Here is a 20474-nt window from a genome sequence, read left to right as displayed (position 1 = left end):
TCGGTTATCCACACCCGCACTTTCCCGTTGTTGCTGTGGCCCCGTGGGGCTAATGTTGCGAATGAAAGCCGCCGGAATGGTCTCCCGGGTAGGCATGACAGAGCTGGGGATGTTGTGAATAAATTGGTGGCACCGTCTTTTATTGGCGTGCTCTGCGCGTTGGCGCTGGTCTCATCGTCCGCCACTGCTCCTCCTGCGCCGCCGTTTGGCCAGGCTTCGGGCACGGCGAGCATCACCCTCGCGGCTCCCTTGGTGCGCGACGCCGGCCGGTCCGCTGCGGCGAACACAGGCGTCGGAAACCTCACGCCGGCCGTGGACCCGGACATCCGGGCCGCTTCACCGCTGCCCGCCTCCACCCCGCCCGCCGCTGCGTCCGCGCCCGCCACGTCATCAACGGCTGCGGCATCCTCCCCGTCCACGCCGTCCACCGCGCCGTCCACCGGGGCGCTCCCCGCCACCTCCGCAGCGACGACATCCGACGTGCCGTCCATCCCTCCGCTCTGGGCGCCCGACCACGAACTCGCCGCCCCGGCCCAGCTGGCCGCACCCGAATCGGCCACCGCGCTGCCCTCCACCGAGGCGCTGGTCCCGGACAGCAACGCCGCCGCCATCCTCACGGTCTTCACCAAGATCAATGAGTACCGGATGGCCAACGGCCTGAACAAGGTGAAATACCACCCCACCGTGGCCGGCCTGTCCCAGGAATGGTCGGACAACATCGCCACCCGGGAGGTGGTGGAACACCGGGCCTCCTTCTGGACAGACCCCCGCGCGATGAGCCCCAACAACGGGGCCGGTGAGATCATCGCCATCCGCACGGACCGCGACGCCGCCCAGCTCGTGGAATGGTGGAAGGGCTCCCCCGGGCACAACGCCATGCTCCTGGATCCCAGGTTCAACGTCATGGGAGCCGGCATCTCCTACACCAACTCCACCTACCAGATCTGGGGAGTGGTGAACTTCTTCGGGTACACCACGCTGCCCGCCGGCACCCTCGATTCCCCGGGCGGCGCCGGCTCCGGCGGGCCCTTCCCTGCACCCCCGCCAAGCCTCTGCGATGCCCCGGTACGGCACATGCCGCCCACCCTGAACCTTTCCGCCGCCGCCATCACCGGCCCGGCTGACCTCGTGTCGGTCGACTCCGCGGGGCAACTGTTGAACCGGGCAGCCACCGGCCCCCGTACCTACGCCGCAGCGAAAGTGATCGGCTCAGGGTTCGCCGGCGCCAAGGAAGTCTTCGTGACGGACTGGGACCGCGACGGCACCTACGACATCCTGGTCCAGTGGACCACGGGCAACCTGGCCCTCTACCGGGGTATCGCCACCGGCGGCTTCCAGGCGCCCATCACGCTCGGCACCGGCGGCTGGAACACCTTGACCCTGGCGGTGGGAGGCTGGTGCGCCAACAACAGGATGCCCCAGATCCTCGCCCTCGACGGCTCCGGAAACCTGTTCCTCTACCCGAACAAGGGCACCGGCGACATTGCCGACCGCGTCACCATTGCCACCGGCATCACCGCCTCCCGGCTGGCCATGGTGGACTACGACGGTGACGGCTTCCAGGACATCCTGGCGCTCAAGGCCGACGGCACTGCCACGCTGTACCGCGGGTGGGGTACCACCACGCTTCGCGCTGAGGCACGGCCCACCGTAGCCACGGGATGGACGGACGTCACCGGGATCCGCGCGCTGCGCAACGTCACCGCGCTGAACTCCCGGGGGGTGGCACTGCGCCGGGCAAACGACACCGTGCAGTACTGGGACCTGGGCTCCGGAAGCCTCGCGTCGCCGTCGAACATTGCCGGGCCCTGGACCGGCCAGCGGCTGGCGCAGTAGTCCCGGGAGGTGGGGCCGCCGGCCCCGCAGGGTTTAGAGGGCGGGCTGGAGTTCCAGGACGTCCTTCAGCCGATCGAGCTGGCCGACGTCGGAGCTGACGCGGCGCTGCAGCATCCCGTCCAGGAGCCCCAACCGGTTGAAGATGCTGAACCGGCCTTCGCGTTTGGCCTCCACGGCGAACCTGACGCGGGTGCCGGAGCCTTCGGTGCTGAGGTAGTACCCGCCCCAACGGGTGGCGGGCCCGGAAACGATGTGGAACTCGATTTCAGCCCCGGGCCGGATATTGGTGATTTCCAGCTCCGCCGGAATGCTTAGCCCGGAACGGCCGGCCACCATCTTGCGGTAAACGGCGCCCTTGCTGTCGGCCGGACCCTGCACGAGCTTGACACTGCGGACGTCGTGCCGCCAGGAGGGGAGGTTGGTGGCGTCAAGGAGGTACTGGTAGACGGCCATGGCGTCACGCTCAATGAGGACCTCGTTTTCTGCGCTTGCCATGAAGATATTTCCTGTGGTTGACGTCGGCTGCCGCAGTAGCCGCCTCCCCCAACGTGGCCGCTACCCGGATCAGGTTAGCCAGCGCCCGTCCGCCGGACCTAGCCGGCAGGGCCGACGTTATTGAAGAGTTACTGGATGACGCCGCGGTTTTGGAGGACACGCAACGCCCCGCTTGCCGGGTTGGCGGGGAGCCCCTCGATCTGCGCTAAGCTAAGTTCTGCCCCGCGCGAATGGGGGCACTGCGGCTGTAGCTCAATGGTAGAGCGCTAGCTTCCCAAGCTTGATACGCGGGTTCGATTCCCGTCAGCCGCTCTGAAACCTCCCTCCCCGCATGTTGCAGCCACCCCGGTGCCCATTAGGTGCAGGGGTGTAGGGTCGGTAGTCAGGAACCCTTTCGGTTCCGCTACAGGAGCAATCATGGCTGACAAGTCCCCGCGTCAATCGGCATCAAAAAAGTCCGGCAAGTCCATCAAGGAAAAGCGCGCAGACAAGAAGGCCGCCGCAGCGCCGGCCAGCTCCCTGGACATCACGTCCACCAAGGCCGCAAAAAAGAAGTGAGCGGCCACGAACCCCGGCTGAGCCTGGGCGTCCTGGCCTCCACGCGAAAACCGGACGAGCGCCGCGTACCCATCCACCCCCTGCACGTCGAACGGATCGCCCCCGCACTGCGGCAGCGCATCATCCTGGAGCAGGGCTACGGCGAGCGCTTCGGCGTCCCGGACAGCCACCTTTCCACGCTGGTGGGACGCATGGCGGCCCGGGAAGAACTGCTGGCCGCGGCCGACGTCGTCCTCCTGCCCAAACCGCAGCCGGAAGACCTGGCGGAGATGCGGGACGGACAGGTCCTCTGGGGGTGGCCGCACTGCGTCCAGGACCGCGCCATCACCCAGCTGGCGATTGACAAGAAACTGACCCTCATCGCGTTTGAGGCGATGAACCACTGGGCCAGCGACGGCGGGTTCGGCCTGCACGTGTTCCACAAGAACAATGAGCTGGCCGGCTACTGCTCGGTCCTGCACGCCCTTGCGCTGATGGGTTCCACCGGGGACTACGGGCGCCGGCTGAGCGCCGTCGTGATTGGCTTCGGCGCCACGGCGCGCGGGGCGGTGACGGCGCTGAACGCGCACGGCATCCACGACGTCCAGGTGCTGACCAACCGCGGCGTAGCAGCGGTGGGCGCCCCAATCCATTCAGTGAACATCGTGCAGTTCGACCACGACGACGAGGCTCCCTTCCTGAGCCAGGTCATCACCGAACGGGGCAGGGTTCCGCTGGCACCGTTCCTCGCCGAGAGCGACATCGTGGTCAACTGCACGCTGCAGGACCCGAACAACCCGCTCACGTACCTGCGGACCGAGGACCTGGCAGCATTCAGCCCCGGCAGCCTTATCGTTGATGTTTCCTGCGATGACGGCATGGGCTTCAGCTGGGCCAAGTCCACCACGTTTGCGGCCCCGATGATCACGGTCGGCGACCACATCAACTACTACGCGGTGGACCACAGCCCGTCCTACCTCTGGAACTCCTCAAGCTGGGAGATCAGCCAGGCGCTTCAACCGTTCCTCGAAACAGTCATGGGCGGACCGGCAGCGTGGGACGCGAACGACACCATAGCGCGGGCCATCGAGATCCGCGACGGCGTCATTCGAAACGAGGCTGTGCTGCAATTCCAGGAACGCGCCGCGGAGTACCCGCACCCGGCGTTGCAGCTGGCAGCCCTCTAGGCAGCTCCCCCCGAAGGGCAACCGGGCACGGCGCCGACCCCGGTTGCCCCAGTAGCGCCTGCGGCCCCGATTAGGCGCCGGGGTTTTTGGGGCGCAGGGGTTTTAGGCGCCGGCGTGCCGGCTTACGATCCGCAACGGGCGGCGCCCCTTCAGGTCCATCCGGAGCTGCAGGCCGCCCTTGCGGGCCAGCACGGACCCCACCGACAACGCGGCCAGCGCGGGTACGCCACCGGACACCAGCAGCGCGGCGTGCGGGTTCACATGCTCGGCGATCCAGCCCAGCATGGGCCCGCCCAGCGCCTGGCCGCCGATCAGCACCATGATGTACAGGCTCATGACCCGGCCGCGGATGGCCATGTTGGAACTGACCTGCACCAGCTGGTTGGACCCGGTGAGGAACATCAGGCACCAGAACCCGGACAGGACCATGACCGCGCCGAACCACACCATGGACGGGGCAAGGGCAGCCAGGCAGAGCATCAGTCCGTACATCCCGGCGCAGAACACCACGGACCGCAGGCGCAGCTGCCGACGCCGGGTGGACGCCACGGCGCCGAACAGTGCCCCGAGTGCCACCAGGGCGTTGAGGAGGCCATACCCGCCGGCCCCTACCTGGTAGACGTGGTCCGCGAACGCGGCAAGCAGCACCGGCAGGCTCATGGCGAACACCGCGATGAACCCGGCCATGAGCCATGGCCAGTAAATGGTGGGCTTGCTCAGGGCGTAGCGCAGCCCCTCCCGGAGCATGCCCTTGCTTTTGGGCGTCGGGGCGCTGACGAAAAGCTGGTCCTTGCGCAGGAGCAGGAGCATGGTCACCGTGGAGCAGCAGGCCAGCGCGTTCGCCGCGAACGCCCAGCCGGCCCCCACCGCCGTCAGGAGCAGCCCCGCGATGGCCGGCCCGATCAGGCCGCCCAGCTGGAAGGTGGTGGAGTTGACGCTGATGGCGTTCCGCAAGTACTTGGGGCCCACGAGCTCGTTGACGAACACCTGGCGGGCGGGCTGGTCAAGGACGGTCACCAGGCCCAGGACAAACGCGATGACGTAGACGTGCCACACCATGATCACGCCGGTCAGGGCCAGGACGGCCAGCGCCGCCGCAAGGACGGCGGCCATGCTCTGGCACAGGATCAGGATCTTCCGTTTGGCGAACCTGTCCGCGATCATCCCGCCCCAGGGGCCAAGCACCAGGGACGGCATGAACTGCAGGGCCACCGTGAACCCCACGGCCGTCACGGATCCCGAGAGCTGCAGCACCAGCCAGTCCTGGGCGATGCGCTGCATCCAGATGGCGATGACGGCGATGAAGTGGCCCATGGCGAAGATCCGGAAGTTGGGCACTTTCAGCGAGATGAAGGTGTGCCGCCAAGGCAGCTTTTCAGGGACGACGGCGAGCGGCTGGGTCTGGTTATCCGGCGGCGCTGAGCCCGCCGCGTCGATAACTGGCTGGGTGACGGAGGCCGACGAAGGCGGTGGGGGTGCCACAGGTGTGTCCTCAAAATTGCGGGCGGTCTGGGATGTCTTTAACGCTAGGCTGGCGGAGCCAATTATGGAGCGGTATGGTCCCTATAACTCGTATTGCAAAACGCAATACACGCCGACTGTGAATGCCGCGGGAGTCCCGAGATGTTTGAACCAGCCCAACTGCGATCCTTCCTTGCGGTGGCCGATACCCTGAGCTTCACCAAGGCCGCCGAACGCCTGGGGCTGGCGCAGCCCACCATCAGCCAGCACATCCGCAAGCTTGAAACGGCCGCCAAGCGCAGCTTGATCGCCAGGGACACCAGGGACGTGCGGCTCACCGACAACGGCGACGCCATGGCCGGATTTGCCCGGAATATCCTCGCGGCCCACGATGCAGCCGCACGCTACTTTTCCGGGTCCGCAATGCGCGGGCGGCTGCGGTTCGGCACGGCGGATGATCTCGCCATCACCGGGCTGCCGCGGATCCTGCGCGAATTCCGGCAGATCTATCCGCAGATCAACCTGGAACTCACGGTGGGCCAAAGTGACCAGCTCTACCGAAAACTCAACGCCGGCCAACTGGACCTGGTTTTCGTGAAGTGGGTGGCCGGGGCGAAGGACGGCACGGTGGTCCAGCATGATTCGTTCTCGTGGGTGGGCCTTGAACAAACGTCACTGGAACCCGGAACGCCCGTGCCGTTGATCGCCTACCCGTCCCCCAGCCTCAGCCGGAAACTTGCCATCGATGCCTTGGAAGCCCACGGCCGGACTTGGCGGATCACCTGCACCACCCGCCAGATCAGCGGGGTGCTCGCGGCCGTCCGGGCGGGCATCGGCGTTGCCGTCATGCCCACGTCACTGGTCCCGGATGACCTGAAGATCATCACCCGGCGCTTCGACCTGCCCGCGGTGGGAGATGTGGACTTCACCTTGATCCGCAATCCGCTGGCAAACTCAGAGGTAATTGACGCCCTCACCCAATCGATCGTTGGCCGGACCATTAACCGCCAAACTTAACCCCGTGGCAGCCCGAATTCCAGCATTTGGCGGGATTAGGGGGACCGTGTCCATTGATAGGGGAGGTGCCATCCCCTATGCTCTATTACCAAGGTCAAGCAGCAGGCCGCGTTCACTAACACAGACGCGCGTCCGCATGCCGGCCGCGTTTGGGACAGGCAGCCAATGACGACAGCCAGGAACACCCATCTCAAGTCCGCGCACGCACGCCCGTACGCCGAGGCACGGCCTTCCACCCGCCAGAGCACCCTCGGCAGCGGACGGGCTTCGGTTGATACCGGATACGTCGGCAAACCCACCTGCGACAAGTGCCGGACCGACGAATTCGTCTACCTTGAGTCCTATATTCCCCCCACGTACCGTCGCGACGGCAGCGTGGCCGCACTGGGCGAAGTGGCCTACACCTGCACCCACTGCGAGGAATTCTCGGCCCACAACGTCCCAGTGACCTGGACGCCGCCCGGCTGGTACTTGGGCTAAAGAAACCGGCCAGACACACTGCATTAGAGACAAGGCCGGGCAGCCACCGTTCAGTGGCTGCCCGGCCTTTCCTTGCGCCTGGCTGCGGCGCGCGGGTTTCCAGGGATCAGAGCCTCAACGGCTCAGATCAGTGCGTCGGAGAGGTGGTTCGGGGTTCCGAACCGGTGGGCGGTGATGCTGACGGCCTGCTCGTGCAGGAACGGCAGCAGCTCCACCCGCCCGGCCTCCGTGACCGGATGGGCGTACACCGCAAGGTCGGGCCGTCCGCCGGTCGCCTCGGCAAGGGCGGATGCATCGCCGCCGATCAGGCGGATGCGGCCGCCGGACAGCTTGCCCGCGGAGGCGAGGCGTCCTGCCGAAGCCAGCCAGCCGGCGTCGGACTCCACCGTCACTTCAATATCCTGTGCGGTGAGCACGGCACGCAGCTGGGCCGGAAGTTCGACGGCGGTGGAAACGGTGAGCGCGGAGCCCGCCAGCACGCCGGCCGCCACGGTCCGTACGAGGTGCGACAGCGGAGCACCTTCGGACAGGCGGATCGTGACGGGGAGGTTCCGGTAGCGGAAGACGTTGCGTTCCGCGCTCAAGCGCGAAACGTCCTTGGCGGTGCCGAACTCCCCGGCCCAGGCCTCGGCGTCGGACGCCAGTGCCCGCTGGACCGATTCCAGCGCTGCGGCGCCAAGAACCGGTGCGGCTGCGTCCAGGACCCGGCGGACACCCCCGTGAGTCACCGGGGCAGTGGCGGTGCTGGTGGCAGGAACCCAGTCGCCCAGGCCTGCCAGGTAATTCGGGCCGCCCGCCTTGGTGCCGGCTCCGACGGCTGACTTCTTCCAACCGCCGAAGGGCTGGCGCTGCACGATGGCGCCGGTGATGCCGCGGTTCACATAGAGGTTGCCGGCCTGGATGGTGTCCAGCCAGATGCCGAGTTCCTCCGTGTTGAGCGAGTGCAGGCCCGCCGTGAGTCCGTACTCGATCTGGTTCTGGATGGCGATGGCTTCTTCCAGCGTCGCAGCGGTCATCACACCCAGGACCGGGCCGAAGAACTCGGTCAGGTGGAAGTAGGAGCCGCGCTTGACGCCGTACCGCACGCCGGGGCTCCACAGCCGCCCGGTGCCATCCAGCTTCTTCGGTTCCACGGCCCAGCTTTCGCCCTCGCCCAGCGTGGTGAGCGCGTTGAGGAGCTTGCCGTTGGCGGGCTCGATGATGGGGCCCATCTGGCTGGTGGGATCCTGAGGGTAGCCCACCTTGAGTGAGGTGACGGCGTCGATCAGCTGGTTGTGGAACCGCTTGGACGTGGCCACGGAGCCCACCAGGATCACCAGCGAGGCCGCGGAGCACTTCTGGCCGGCGTGGCCGAATGCGGAGTAGGCCACGTCCTTGGCTGCCAGGTCCAGGTCGGCGCTGGGGGTGACGATGATGGCGTTCTTGCCGCTGGTTTCGGCCAGCAGCGGCAGGTCCTTGCGGAAGGAGCGGAACAGTTCGGCGGTCTCGTAGCCGCCGGTGAGGATCACGCGGTCCACGGCCGGGTGGCTGATCAGCTGCCGGCCGAGCTCCCGCTCCCCCAGCTGCACCATGGTCAGGACGTCCTTGGGGACGCCGGCTTCCCACAGGGCTTCGACCATCACGGCACCGCTGCGGGCGGCCTGCTTGGCGGGCTTGATCACGACGGCGGACCCGGCGGCGAGCGCCGCAAGCGTGGAGCCTGCGGGGATGGCGACCGGGAAGTTCCACGGCGGCGTGACGACGGTGAGCTTGGCTGGGACGAACGTGGCGCCGTCGACCGTGTCCAGCTTGCGTGCGGACTCGGCGTAGTAGTGCGCGAAGTCGATGGCCTCGCTGACCTCGGGATCGCCCTGGTCGATCGTCTTGCCGGTCTCGCTGGCCATCACCTCGAGGAGATCGGCGCGGCGGGCCTCGAGGATGTCGCCGGCGCGGTGCAGGATCTCGGCGCGCTCGTTGCCGGAAAGCTTGCCCCAGGCTTTGCCCTTTTCCACGGCGGTTTCGATGGCGGTGTTGAGCGCGGCTTCGCCGTTGATGAAGGCGGCCTCAACAGCGGCGCTGCCCAGGGTGGAGGACGGGACGCGTTCCAGGATGGCCCGGCCCCAGGTGCGATTGGCCGGCAGCGCGGGGTCGGTATCGGGGGTGTTCCGGAATCCGGTGTGCGGCAGGGCCTCCGGGGCCTGGTTCCGGTCCTGCCTGCGGTTGGGCAGCGGAACGGTGTTGTCCAGGGCGTCCAGCGAGGACAGGAACCGCTGCTTTTCCCGCTCGAACAGTCCCTCGTTCTCGCTGAGCTCGAACACTGCCGACATGAAGTTTTCCTGGCTGGCGCCCTCTTCGAGGCGGCGGATCAGGTAGGCGATGGCGACGTCGAACTCGGCCGGGTGCACCACCGGGGTGTATAGCAGCAGGGAGCCGACGTCCTTTTTGACGGCTTCGGCCTGGCCCTGCGCCATGCCCAGCAGCATCTCGAATTCGATACCCTGTTCTGCGGTATCCGCGATGCCGCGCTGCTTGGCCAGCAGCCAGGCGAAGGCGATGTCGAAGAGGTTGTGGCCGGCCACGCCGATCCGGATGTTCTTGATCCGGTCCGGGTGCAGCGCATAGTTGATGACCCGCTTGTAGCTGGTATCGGAGTCCTGCTTGGAGCCCCAGGTGGCCAGCGGCCAGTCGTGCAGCGAGGATTCCACCTGCTCCATGGGGAGGTTGGCGCCCTTGACCACGCGGACCTTGATGCCGGCCCCGCCGTTGGCGCGGCGCGCGGCGGCCCAGTCCTGCAGCCGGATCATGGCGGACAGTGCGTCCGGGAGGTAGGCCTGGAGCACGATGCCGGCTTCGAGGTCCTTGAACTCCGGATTGTCCAGGATCCTGGTGAAGACCGCGATGGTCATATCCAGGTCCTTGTACTCCTCCATGTCCAGGTTGATGAACTTGGCCTTCCTGCCGGGGCCCGCGAAGGAGGCAGCGCGCCGGAACAGCGGGGTGAGCTTGTCGACGACGTGCTCCACGGCTTCCTCGAAGGCCCAGGCCGAGTGCGGGGCCACGGTGGAGGAGACCTTGATGGAAACGTAGTCGACGTCGGGGCGGGCCAGCAGGGTGTGCGTGCCTTCCAGCCGGCGGGAGGCCTCGTGCTCGCCGAGGACTGCCTCGCCGAGCAGGTTGACGTTGAGCTTGATGCCGTCCTTCTTGATCTTTGCGATGGCCGGACCCAGCTTGGCATCGGTGGCGTCAACGATCAGGTGGCCCACCATTTCGCGCAGGACCTTGCGGGCCACGGGGATGACAACCCGGGGCAGGACGGGGGCCATGGTCCCGCCGAGAGCCACGGCGCGGCGCATGTACCAGGGCAGGAAGGCCGGAACCTTGGGGGCCAGTGCGGCCAGGTTGCGGGCGGCGACGTTCAGGTCCTCGGGGCGGACCACGCCGTCCACGAATCCAACGGTGAACTCCAGGCCGTTGGGGTCTTTCAGCACGCCGGCGAGCTGTTGGGCGGAGGCGTCGACCGGAACCTTCGACGCTTCGGTGAGCCAGCGGCGGACCAAGGCGACCGCTTCGTCGGCGAGTGCCTTCGCCTGGGGGACGTCGACGTCGACCGTCTGCGCCGTGGCAGCGACGGGGGCTGCCGGTTCCATTGCAACGTGGGTCATGGTTTTCCCGTTCTTTCCTGGGGTTGGGAGGAGGTCTTTCCACCAGTATGAGCTTCGAATCACATAAGATAAAGCGATCTTTTCCAACCAATACAGGTTAGGAAAACCAATCTTTTAGCCCCTCCCCCAACCCCCGCTCACCTTTGACACTCAAAACCCCAACCCCCGCTCAGATCCTGCGAATAAATTCCAAACGCCCGCTCACATTCTGCGACTAAACAGCGAAACCCTCCTGCACGTGATGCGCAGGAGGGTCCCCTGTTCTTGCAAGATGTGAGCGGGCGTTTCAGGAACCGCCGCCAGATGTGAGCGGGCGTCGGGAGGGGTCAGGACAAGGGGCGGTGCGTGTCCGCGAGCTCCTGGTGGCGCGGGCTGTTGGGGTTCATCAGCGAGTGCTTGCGTCCGTAGCCGAAGTAGATCACCAGGCCGATGATGAGCCACACCACGAACCGCAGCCAGGTTTCCCAGTGCAGCTGCAGCATCAGGAAGGCCGAGGCGAGCACGCCGAAGGCCGGGATCACGGGCATCAGGGGCAGGCGGAAAGTACGGGGCGCGTCCGGCCGCTTGTAACGGAAGATGATCACGGACAGGCAGACGACGACGAACGCGGCCAGGATGCCGATATTGGTCAGGTCCGCGACCGCCTTGATGGGGAAGACGCCGGCCAGGAAGGCGGACGCGATGCCGCCGATCCAAGTGACGCGCTGGGGGGTTCCGTTGCGGTCCGTCTTGGCGAACCAGCCCGGCAGCAGGCCGTCGCGGCTCATGGAGAACCAGACGCGGGTCACGCCCAGCAGGAAGGTGAGCATCACGGTGAGGATGGACAGCACGGCGAACACCGAAATGATGGTGGCAATAACCGGCAGCCCCACGGACGTGAACGCGGAGGCGAAGCCCGCCTTGGGGTCGATGTCCTTGTAGTTCTGCATGCCGGTGAGGACAAGCGTGGCGGCAACGTACAGCAGCATGGCAATGATGAGCGAGAGAACGATGGCCTTGGGCATGTGCTTTTTGCCGTCCTTGGCTTCCTCGGCCGCGGTGCTCATGGCGTCGTAGCCGAACACGGCGAAGAAGACGGTGGCGGAGCCGGCAACCACGGGGCCGAAGCCGCTGGGCATGAACGGGTTGTAGTTGTTGGTGTCGATGTAGAAGACGCCCAGCCCGATGATGAAGAGGATCAGGACCACCTTGATGCCCACCGCCACGAGTTCAAACCGGCCGAACGCCTTGGTGCCGCGGGAGAGGATCCAGGTGACCAGGAGGCAGACCAGGATGGCGGGAATGTTGACGATGCCGCCCTTGCCTTCGTCAAAGGTGGAGGTTACGGCGGCCGGCAGGTGGATGCCGATGCCGGCGAGGAAGGCGTCAAGGTAGCCGGAGATGCCGATGGCCACCACGGCGACGATGGCAATGTATTCCAGCAGTAGGTCCCAGCCGATGAACCAGCCGATCACCTCGCCGAGCGCTACGTAGCCATAGGTGTAGGCGGAACCGGCACGCGGGATCATGCCCGCGAATTCCGCGTAGGAGAGGGCGGCGGCCGCTGAGGCGAGGCCTGCGATCAGGAACGAGATCAGCACCGCGGGCCCCACCCCGGGAGTTCCGTCGCTGCCGGCCGCCACCAGTCCCGCGAGGGAGAAGATGCCGACGCCGATAATGCCGCCAACACCGATGGCGGTGAGCTGCCACAGCCCGAGGGACTTGAAAAGGCCGCTGTGTTTGCTTTCTTCTTCGATGTCGTCGATGGGCTTGCGCCGCATGATCGACTGGGTCATGTCTCTACTCATCAGGAACTCCTGCTGTGGGGTGCGACCCCGCCGCGGCACGCCAGGGGATGGCTGTGACGGGGGTAACTCGGTTCCAACAGTATGCGTGGGCGCTTGCATTAGATAAAGTGAATCCTTCTAACCAATATTCGTTAGTTTCAGTTAGGAATCCGCTATGCTTGACGTCCGCCGGCTGCGGCTCCTGCGTGAATTGAGCATCCGCGGAACGCTCGCGGAGGTGGCGGAGGCGCTCCAGTACAGCCCGTCGTCCGTCTCGCAGCAGCTCGCGCTCCTGGAGAAGGAAGTCGGCGTCGAATTGCTCCGCAAAACCGGCCGCCGGGTGCAGCTCACGCCCCAGGCCGAGGTGCTCGTGGCGCACACCGCGCAACTGCTCGAAACCATGGAACAAGCCGAGGCGGACCTGGCCGCATCCCTGACCACGGTGACCGGCACGGTGCGGATTGCGGTCTTCCAGTCGGCCGCGCTGGCGCTGATGCCGGACACCCTGACGCGCATGGCCGCCGCCTACCCCGAGGTGCGGATCGAGATGATCCAGCGGGAGCCCGAAACGGCACTGCACGAGACGTGGGCGCGGGACTTCGACCTGGTGATCGCGGAGCAATACCCGGGCCACGCCGCCCCGCGCTACCCCGAGCTGGACCGGGTTAAGCTGACCACCGACGCCATCCGGCTTGCGGTTCCCCCGGCGTCCGACGACGGCCCGGCCATCCGGTCGCTGGCGGACACCGCGGACCTTGCCTGGGTCATGGAACCGCGGGGTGCCGCGTCCCGGCACTGGGCGGAGCAGGCCTGCCGCAGTGCCGGGTTCGAGCCCGATGTCCGCTTTGAAACCGCTGACCTGCAGGCCCAGGCCCGCCTGATCGAGTCCGGCAACGCGGTGGCGCTGATGCCGGACCTGGTGTGGACCGGCCGCGGCACCACAGCGCAGCTCCTGGAGCTTCCCGGCACGCCGCACCGCACCATCTTCACCTCGGTCCGCCGCTCCAGCGTCCAGCGCCCGGCAATCCTTGCGGCCCGCGAGACGCTCGCCGCAGCCGCCGCAGCCGTGGCGGGGAACGACGCCGGGTGACCGGCCGCCGTCGTCCGTGACCAATGTGTTTCCTGCGTCACTGCGGGCAACGGAGCACAGGTCTAGACTGGATCCGTTATGAATCGAACAATGTTCAAGTCCAAAATCCACCGGGCCACCGTCACGCACGCCGACCTGCACTACGTCGGTTCGGTCACCGTTGACCTTGACCTGCTCGAGGCTGCGGACATCCTTCCCGGCGAGCTGGTGTCCATCGTGGACGTCACCAACGGGGCACGGCTGGAGACGTACACCATCGCCGGTGAACGTGGCTCCGGCGTGATCGGCATCAACGGTGCAGCGGCGCACCTCATGCACGAGAACGACATTGTCATCCTGATTACCTACGCCCAGATGACCACCGAGGAAGCGAAGGGGTACGAGCCCCGGGTGGTCCACGTGGACCAGGGGAACCGGATCATCCAGCTGGGCAACGACCCCGCCGAGGGCCTCACCGCCGGCACGATGCGTCCGCCGTTCGCGCTGAACAACGCCACCCTCTGAACCCGGAGCGTGAAGTCCGGTAGACGCTCCCGCCGCGGCCGCGGAGGGATCCCGTGCTAGGGGTCCTGGCAGGATTCTTCGTGGTCTGGTGCATCATCCTGGTGGGATGGTTCGTGGGCCGGCAAAAGATCCTCGGCGAGAACGCCCGGCCGGTGCTGAGCGGACTGACTTTCTTCGTGGCAAGCCCGGCGCTGCTCTTTGAAACGCTGAGCAAGGCACGGCTCCATGAAGTCTTTGCCCAGCCGCTGCTGGTGACGGCGGTGGCCGCAATCACCACCGCGTCGATCTTTTTCCTGATCGCGCGGTTCTGGCTGAAGCGGGCCCTGCCGGAATCATTGATGTCCGCCATGTCCGCTTCGCTGGCGAACTCGGCCAACCTGGGTATTCCCATTGCGGTATATGTCCTGGGGGACGCCAGCTACGTGGCACCCTTGTTGATCTTCCAGCTGGCGTTCTTCACTCCCATGTTCCTCATGGTCCTCGATTCAAGCACCAGCGCCCACCGCACCACTCCCCTGCGGTTCGTGCTCATGATCCTGCGGAACCCGATGATCGTCGGCTCCGCCCTGGGCCTGGTGGTGGCCGGTACCGGTTTCCAGGTCCCGGCGCTGGTGATGGAACCCATCCACCTGATCGGCGGCGCCGCGATTCCCGCCATGCTGATCGCGTTCGGGATGAGCCTGAACGGTACCCGCCCCTTGCAGGCCTCCGCCGGGCGCCGCGTGGACACCCTGCTGGCGAGTGGCTTTAAGCTCGCCGTCCAGCCGGCCCTTGCGTACGTTTTCGCCCGCTTCGTGCTGGGAATGGACGGCCATGCCCTCTTCGCGGTGGTGGTCACCTCGGCGCTGCCCACAGCCCAGAACGTCTTCGTTGCCGCCAGCCGCTACCAGACCGGGCTCACCGTGGCGAAGGATACCGTGCTGATCACCACGGTGGTGGCCGTGCCGGCGATGATCGGCGTCGCGCTCCTGTTGGCCTAGTTTCTTGACCGCACCACCCCAGCTTGGAGGGCTGATGAATACCAATCTTGACACCGTGGTGATCGGCGGCGGCGCCATGGGCTCCGCGGCCGCCTGGGCGCTCTCCCGCCGCGGCCGCCAGGTGACGCTGGTGGAGCAGTTTGGCCCCGGGCATACGATTGGCGCGTCGCACGGCGCCACCCGGAACCTGAATCCGGGGTACCACCAGCCGGACTACGTGGCCATGCTGGCCGAGGGCTTGTCGCTGTGGGAGGAGCTGGAGCAGGAGGGCGGCGTCCGGTTGCTGGCGCGTACGGGCATCGTCAACCACGGGCCCGGCTTCGATCCGCGGCAGGTGGCCGCGGCGCTGGGTTCGGCCGGGATCCGCGCCGAGTTCCTGGCGCCGGCGGAAGCCGGTGAGCGGTGGCGCGGCATCCGCTTCGACCGGCAGGTGCTGCACATGCCCGACGGCGGGCAGCTCAATCCGGAGGCCGCGCTTCCGGTGTTCCAGCAGCTGGCGGCGGCCCGGGGCGCCGAGATCCGGCACCACACCAAGGTGGTGGACTTCAAGGTGTTCGACGACGGCGTGCGGCTGACGCTCGAATCCGCCGGAGGCACAGAGGTGGTCACCGCAGCCCAGGCCGTGGTGACCGCGGGCGGCTGGACGGAGAAGCTGCTGGCCTCCGCTGCCGGGAACGACGCGGCGGCCATGCGGATCCCGACCTTGCGGGTCACGCAGGAGCAGCCGGCGCATTTCCGGGTGGCAGACGACGGGGCGGTGTGGCCGGGGTTCAACCACTACCCGGGCCCGGACTACCAGGGCTGGTACTCCCCCGTGTACGGCATGCAGACCCCCGGTGAAGGCATCAAGGCCGGCTGGCACGGTGTTGGGCCCGTGGTGGATCCGGACCACCGGGATTTCCTGCCGGAGCCGGCCCAGCTCGCCGCCCTGCAGGCGTACGCGCGGGACTGGCTGCCCGGCGTCGACCCCGAGCAGTTCGAGGCCATCAGCTGCACCTACACCACCACCCCGGATGAGGATTTCGTCCTGGACCGGGTGGGCCCGGTGGTGATTGGCGCAGGGTTCTCCGGCCACGGCTTCAAGTTCACGCCCGTGATCGGCCGGATCCTCGCGGACCTTGCCACCGGGACGCGGGACGCACCTGCCATCTTCCGGGCATCCCGCTAGCCGCGGCTTCCAACTGGCCGCGGCACCCCGCCAGCCGCGGGTTTACGCTAGGTGGCGCTGCCCTCGGCGCTGCTGGGGACCGGCTGCCCGTCGGCCTTTCCGGCATCGTCAGCCTTCACTGCCGGCATGGCCAGGACCGCTGCCACGGTAAGCAGCCCGGCCACCAGTGCCGCCAGGAACACGGCTCCGGACGCGGCCACCACCGTGGCGGGGTCGGTATCGCCGCCGCTGCTGCCGCCGTAGATGGCATTGGCCACGGCGCCGAAGACGGCCACGCCCAGGGCGCTGCCGATGGACCGGGCAAACATGTTGGTGCTGGTCACCACGCCGCGTTCGTGCCAGGGGACGCTGGACTGGGCGGCGATCAGGGTTGGCGTGGCCAGCAGGCCCAGGCCGAGCCCGACGACGAAGCAGCTGATGGCGATCAGCGCCACGTTGGGCGAGGAGGCAGTCAGCGACAGGATCAGCAGGCCCGCCACGGAAATGGCGATGCCGATCAGGGCCGTGGATTTGAAGCCGATCCGCAGGTAGAACTTGCCGGCCTGCGAGGCACTGAGGGGCCAGCCGAGGGTCAGCGCGGCGAGCGCCAGGCCGGCCACCAGCGGCGAGGAGGACAGCGCACCCTCCAGGTAGGTGGGCACGTAGGAGGTCAGGCCGATCATGACGGACCCGACCCCGAAGGACACCAGGGTGGTGGTGGCCAGCAGGCGGCGCGACACCACCCAGGAAGGCAGGATGGGCTCCGCCGCACGCCGCTCCACCAGGAGGAACGCGACCAGCAGCACGGCACCCACCGCGAACACGCCAATGCTGATGGGCGAGTTCCACGCCCACGCCTGGCCGCCTTGGAGGGCGCCGAGGATCAACAGGCCCAGGGATCCCGCCAGCAGCACGGCACCGGCAAAATCCACCTTGTGCTTGGCCCGTTCCACGTCCTCGTGCAGGGTGCGGACCAGCATCCAGCCGGCCAGCAGGCATAGCGGAACGTTGACCAGGAAGATGCCGCGCCAGATACCCAGTGCGGAGAAGATGCCGCCCAGGCTGGGGCCCACCACCGAGGAGACCGCCCACACGCTGGCCAGGTAGCCCTGGACCTTGGCGCGTTCCTGCAGGGTGTAGATGTCGCCGGCGATGGTCACGGACACCGGCAGCACCGCCCCGGCGCCGAGTCCCTGCAGGGCCCGGAAGGCAATCAGGGAGGGCATGCTCCATGCCAGGCCGCAGAGGACCGAGCCAAGCAGGAACAGCCCAATGCCGGTGAGGATGATGGGCTTGCGGCCGGTCATGTCGGACAGCTTGCCGTAGATGGGCACCGAGACCGCCTGGGCCAGCAGGTAGGCGGAGAAGAGCCAGGGGAAGGAGGAGAACCCGCCCACATCGCGGACGATCGACGGTACGGCGGTGGCGACGATGGTGGAGTCGATGGCCACCAGTCCGGTGGACAGCATCAAGGCGATGAGAATCGGGCCCCGCTCAGAACGGAACCCCACTCCCTGGGCGCGGGCAGTCATCATCAGTCTCGTTTCAGTCTTTTCGGGTCCCTGCTACCTCCACTCTAGGTACCCACGACGGAAGCGGACTACCGCCTGCCCTGGTGTGCGTCCAGGAGCCGGGCGCAGCGGATGAAGCCCAGGTGCGAGTATGCCTGCGGGTGGTTGCCGAGGTGGGTTTCGGTGCCGGGATCGTATTCCTCCGGGAGCAGTCCGGTGGGCCCGAAGAGGTTCACCAACTGGTCGAACAGGTCCCAGGCCTCGTCGATGCGGCCCACGGCCACGTAGGCCTCGATCAGCCACGTGGTGCAGATGTGGAACCCGCCCTCCAGGCCCGGCAGGCCGTCGTCGTACCGGTAACGGAACACGGTGGGACCCACCCTGAGTTCGCGTTCGACGGCGGTGACGGTGTCCAGGAAGCGCTGGTCCGTGACGTCCAGCAGGCCCGAGAGGCCGATGTGCAGGACGGCGGCGTCGAGGTCCGGGCTGTCGTAGGCCACGGTGTAGGACCTGGCCGATTCGTCCCAGCCCTCGCGCAGGACCTCGTCGCGGATGGTTGCCGCCGCCGGCGCCCATGCCGGATCAGGCCGGCGGCCGTGGCGGGCCGCTGTCCGCAGGGCCCGGTCCAGGGTGACCCAGCACATCACCTTCGAGTAGACGTGGTGGCGGGCCGCGCGCCGGGCTTCCCAGATCCCGTGGTCCGGTTCGTGCCAGCGGGCCAGGACGGCCGATGCCATCTGCACCATCAGCTCCCAGTGGGCGTCCTCCAGCGACCCCTCCCGCCCGCTCAGCGCATGGATCAGTTCGGCAACCGGCCCGAAAACGTCCAGCTGGACCTGGTGGTCCGCCGCGTTGCCGATCCGCACCGGGCGGGATCCCGCGTAGCCCGGCAGGCTGTCGACGACGGCTTCCGTGGAGAGCGGTGCGCCGGTCACCGAGTACAGGGGGTGCAGCCATTCGGGGCCGGGTGCGTGTTCGAGGATGCGGCCCAGCCAGTCCAGGAAACCCGCGGCCTCGGCGGTGGAGCCCAGGTCCACGAGCGCGTTGACCGTCATGGAGCCGTCGCGCAGCCAGCAGTAGCGGTAGTCCCAGTTCCGTGTCCCGCCGATGCCCTCGGGCAGGGACGTGGTGGGTGCGGCGAGGACGGCGCCCGTGGGCTCGTGGACCAGGGCGCGGAGCACCAGGGCTGAACGCCGCACCAGGGAAGGCTTGACGGAGGGCAGGGCGAGGTCCTGCACCCACTGGCGCGATTGCAGGGCCACCCCGGCCCGGCGCTCCGTCTCACCGTCGGGATCCGCAGGCTGCGGATCGGTATCGCCACAGCGCAGGTTCAACACCACGGGGCCGTCCTGCAGGTTCACCGACGCCGTGGCCGTGGCGTGGATGCCGTCCGAGGCGATGCTGAAGCTCACCCCCGGCGCGAACAGGATGATGGGATCCGACGTCCCCACCACATGCAGTTCCTCTCCGCGCGATTCCATGCTGAACGGGGCGTTGGCATAGTCCGGCCTGGGCGCGAAGGTGATCCTCGCGGCGCCGTGGCCGGAGAGCACCCGCACCAGGCTGGTGATGCCGTCCGGGGCGGGCTCCAGGTAGTCGGTTACCGTCACGTCCGCCCACCGGGTTTCGACGATCATGGTGCTGTCCACATAGCGCTGGCCCAGCACCTGGGAGGCTTTGACCGGTTCCACGGAAAAGTGGCCGGCGGCGTCGCCGCCCAGGATATGGGCAAACAGGGATCCGGAGTCCGGCAGCGGGTGGCTCATCCAGCAGATCTTCGCGTCCGGGGTCAACAGCGCGGTGGAGGAGCCGTTGCCGATCATCGAGTGCCGTTCCAGGCCGACGGCGTCCTCACCGAACAGCCAGGCCCGGCGCAGTTCGAAAAGGAGGGCCAGGACGCGGGCGAAGGCTTCGGGGTCGCGGGCGCGGTGTGCGGCGGCGGTCTCCCCGGGCCCGACCCGCAGCCCCAGGTCCGGACCGCGGAGGGTGGCGATGGCCAGTTCGTCGCTGTAGGCGTCACCGGCGAACATGGCGGCGCTGGCGCCGAGCCGGGAGCGGAGGCTTTCCAGTGCCTCCGCCTTGGACGGTTCCACCACGGAGAGGTCCAGCACGGACCCGTCCACGATGAAGAACAAGCCATGGAGGCGGGCGATTTCCCGGGCGGTTTCCGTGACCGATTCCACCACCTCCGGCGGCGCGGGCCGGGTGTGGACGGAAACGGCCACGGGCTTGCGTTCGATCCAGATGCCCTCCTGGAAGCCCACGGCCTCGTTGAGCGCGGCGTTGACCTTGAGCAGGACGGATTCGGTGGCCAGGCTCTGGGCATGTGCGAAGCCCATGTCCGTCTCCGCACCGTGCGACCCGATCAGGTGGACCTCCACGGGCAGCCGGGACACCGCCGCCAGGTCGCGCAGGGACCGGCCGGAAATAATCGCTGCATGCGTGTTCGGCAGGGCCGCCAGGGCGCGGAGGGCGATCGCCGCGTTGCCCAGGGGCAGGATCTCCGTGGAGATGCCCTCAGCCTCGCAGAGCGTCCCGCCGTAGTTGCAGGCCACCAGCAGGGACGGAACCCGGGCAAGCACCTTGAGTTCGGCCAGCAACGCGGGGGTGAGCCCGTTGTCCGCGGCATCGGACTGGATGAAGGCGCGGAGCATGTCCAACGGGAGCGAGCGGGTGAGCAGCGCGGATTCCGCCACGCTTTGGTTCAACGGCGTAGGCATCCAGGTACCCCTTCAAGGCAGAACCAGGCCGGGAACTCAGCCGCTGGATCGCCTGCGGACTACCGGTTGGTGCCCCGCCCGGAAATCCCAGCAATCCCTGAC

Annotated in this window: 15 protein-coding genes and 1 tRNA gene; 10 read left to right on the top strand and 6 right to left on the bottom strand. The window is 67.4% G+C overall.

The genetic code is table 11. The features are described 5' to 3' along the window. Positions 1–126: 126 nt before the first annotated feature. The gene (locus QRM96_RS15960) at positions 127–1836 is read left to right on the top strand and encodes a CAP domain-containing protein (RefSeq protein WP_285320236.1); all 1710 of its coding nucleotides are present in this window, start codon (positions 127–129) and stop codon (positions 1834–1836) included. 33 nt (positions 1837–1869) lie between these two features. Here QRM96_RS15960 and QRM96_RS15955 read toward each other — a convergent pair whose 3' ends face one another. Beyond that, the gene (locus QRM96_RS15955) at positions 1870–2331 is read right to left on the bottom strand and encodes an SRPBCC family protein (RefSeq protein ID WP_109045501.1); all 462 of its coding nucleotides are present in this window, start codon (positions 2329–2331) and stop codon (positions 1870–1872) included. 241 nt (positions 2332–2572) lie between these two features. On the opposite strand from QRM96_RS15955, the gene QRM96_RS15950 reads away from it, so the two are divergent. The 3 genes from QRM96_RS15950 to QRM96_RS15940 all read left to right on the top strand — a co-directional run bounded on the left by QRM96_RS15950 (position 2573) and on the right by QRM96_RS15940 (position 4055). Beyond that, positions 2573–2643: transfer RNA gene (locus QRM96_RS15950), tRNA-Gly, on the top strand. A gap of 105 nt (positions 2644–2748) precedes the next feature. Continuing rightward, a complete protein-coding gene (locus QRM96_RS15945; RefSeq protein ID WP_018760714.1) occupies positions 2749–2889 on the top strand; it encodes a hypothetical protein in 141 nt (46 codons plus the stop codon). Next, positions 2886–4055, top strand: coding sequence for a N(5)-(carboxyethyl)ornithine synthase (locus QRM96_RS15940; protein ID WP_285320235.1), 1170 nt, complete (start codon positions 2886–2888; stop codon positions 4053–4055). Before QRM96_RS15945 ends, QRM96_RS15940 begins: the two co-directional genes overlap by 4 nt. Positions 4056–4157: 102 nt before the next feature. Here the strand turns inward: QRM96_RS15940 and QRM96_RS15935 are convergent, their stop codons facing one another. Further along, positions 4158–5537: an MFS transporter gene (locus QRM96_RS15935; protein WP_285320234.1), complete on the bottom strand. Its 1380-nt coding sequence runs from the start codon at positions 5535–5537 to the stop codon at positions 4158–4160. 141 nt (positions 5538–5678) lie between these two features. Here QRM96_RS15935 and QRM96_RS15930 point away from each other — a divergent pair, with 141 nt between their 5' ends. Then, positions 5679–6533: a LysR substrate-binding domain-containing protein gene (locus tag QRM96_RS15930; protein ID WP_018760711.1), complete on the top strand. Its 855-nt coding sequence runs from the start codon at positions 5679–5681 to the stop codon at positions 6531–6533. Between the two features lie 165 nt (positions 6534–6698). Next, positions 6699–7013, top strand: coding sequence for a hypothetical protein (locus QRM96_RS15925; RefSeq protein ID WP_285320233.1), 315 nt, complete (start codon positions 6699–6701; stop codon positions 7011–7013). Between the two features lie 122 nt (positions 7014–7135). On the opposite strand, the gene QRM96_RS15920 is transcribed toward QRM96_RS15925, so the two are convergent. Both QRM96_RS15920 and QRM96_RS15915 read right to left on the bottom strand, forming a co-directional pair. Next, a complete protein-coding gene (locus QRM96_RS15920; RefSeq protein ID WP_285320232.1) occupies positions 7136–10654 on the bottom strand; it encodes a bifunctional proline dehydrogenase/L-glutamate gamma-semialdehyde dehydrogenase in 3519 nt (1172 codons plus the stop codon). 326 nt (positions 10655–10980) lie between these two features. Continuing rightward, positions 10981–12429: an amino acid permease gene (locus tag QRM96_RS15915; RefSeq protein WP_018760708.1), complete on the bottom strand. Its 1449-nt coding sequence runs from the start codon at positions 12427–12429 to the stop codon at positions 10981–10983. Positions 12430–12595: 166 nt separating this feature from the next. Here QRM96_RS15915 and QRM96_RS15910 point away from each other — a divergent pair, with 166 nt between their 5' ends. The 4 genes from QRM96_RS15910 (at position 12596) to QRM96_RS15895 (ending at position 16162) form a co-directional block, all read left to right on the top strand. Next, positions 12596–13510 carry a LysR substrate-binding domain-containing protein gene (locus QRM96_RS15910; protein WP_018760707.1) on the top strand — a complete coding sequence of 305 codons (915 nt, stop codon included), beginning with the start codon at positions 12596–12598 and terminating at the stop codon, positions 13508–13510. Between the two features lie 78 nt (positions 13511–13588). Then, a complete protein-coding gene (gene panD / locus QRM96_RS15905) occupies positions 13589–14014 on the top strand; it encodes an aspartate 1-decarboxylase (protein WP_285320231.1) in 426 nt (141 codons plus the stop codon). A 53-nt stretch (positions 14015–14067) separates the two neighbouring features. Then, positions 14068–14994 (top strand): AEC family transporter, encoded by a 927-nt coding sequence (locus tag QRM96_RS15900; protein ID WP_026264346.1) that lies wholly within the window; start codon positions 14068–14070, stop codon positions 14992–14994. A 34-nt stretch (positions 14995–15028) separates the two neighbouring features. Further along, a complete protein-coding gene (locus QRM96_RS15895; RefSeq protein ID WP_285320230.1) occupies positions 15029–16162 on the top strand; it encodes an FAD-dependent oxidoreductase in 1134 nt (377 codons plus the stop codon). Positions 16163–16209: 47 nt separating this feature from the next. Here QRM96_RS15895 and QRM96_RS15890 read toward each other — a convergent pair whose 3' ends face one another. Next, positions 16210–17676 (bottom strand): MFS transporter, encoded by a 1467-nt coding sequence (locus tag QRM96_RS15890; RefSeq protein ID WP_018760703.1) that lies wholly within the window; start codon positions 17674–17676, stop codon positions 16210–16212. A 65-nt stretch (positions 17677–17741) separates the two neighbouring features. Then, positions 17742–20372 carry a trehalase-like domain-containing protein gene (locus tag QRM96_RS15885; protein WP_285320229.1) on the bottom strand — a complete coding sequence of 877 codons (2631 nt, stop codon included), beginning with the start codon at positions 20370–20372 and terminating at the stop codon, positions 17742–17744. Positions 20373–20474 lie beyond the last annotated feature (102 nt).

It is taken from the genome of Pseudarthrobacter sp. lyk4-40-TYG-27 (assembly GCF_030209295.1).
Taxonomy (GTDB): Bacteria; Actinomycetota; Actinomycetes; order Actinomycetales; family Micrococcaceae; genus Arthrobacter.
Note: the sequence above shows the minus strand (reverse complement) of the source record. Positions and strands in the feature narration are given on the sequence as shown.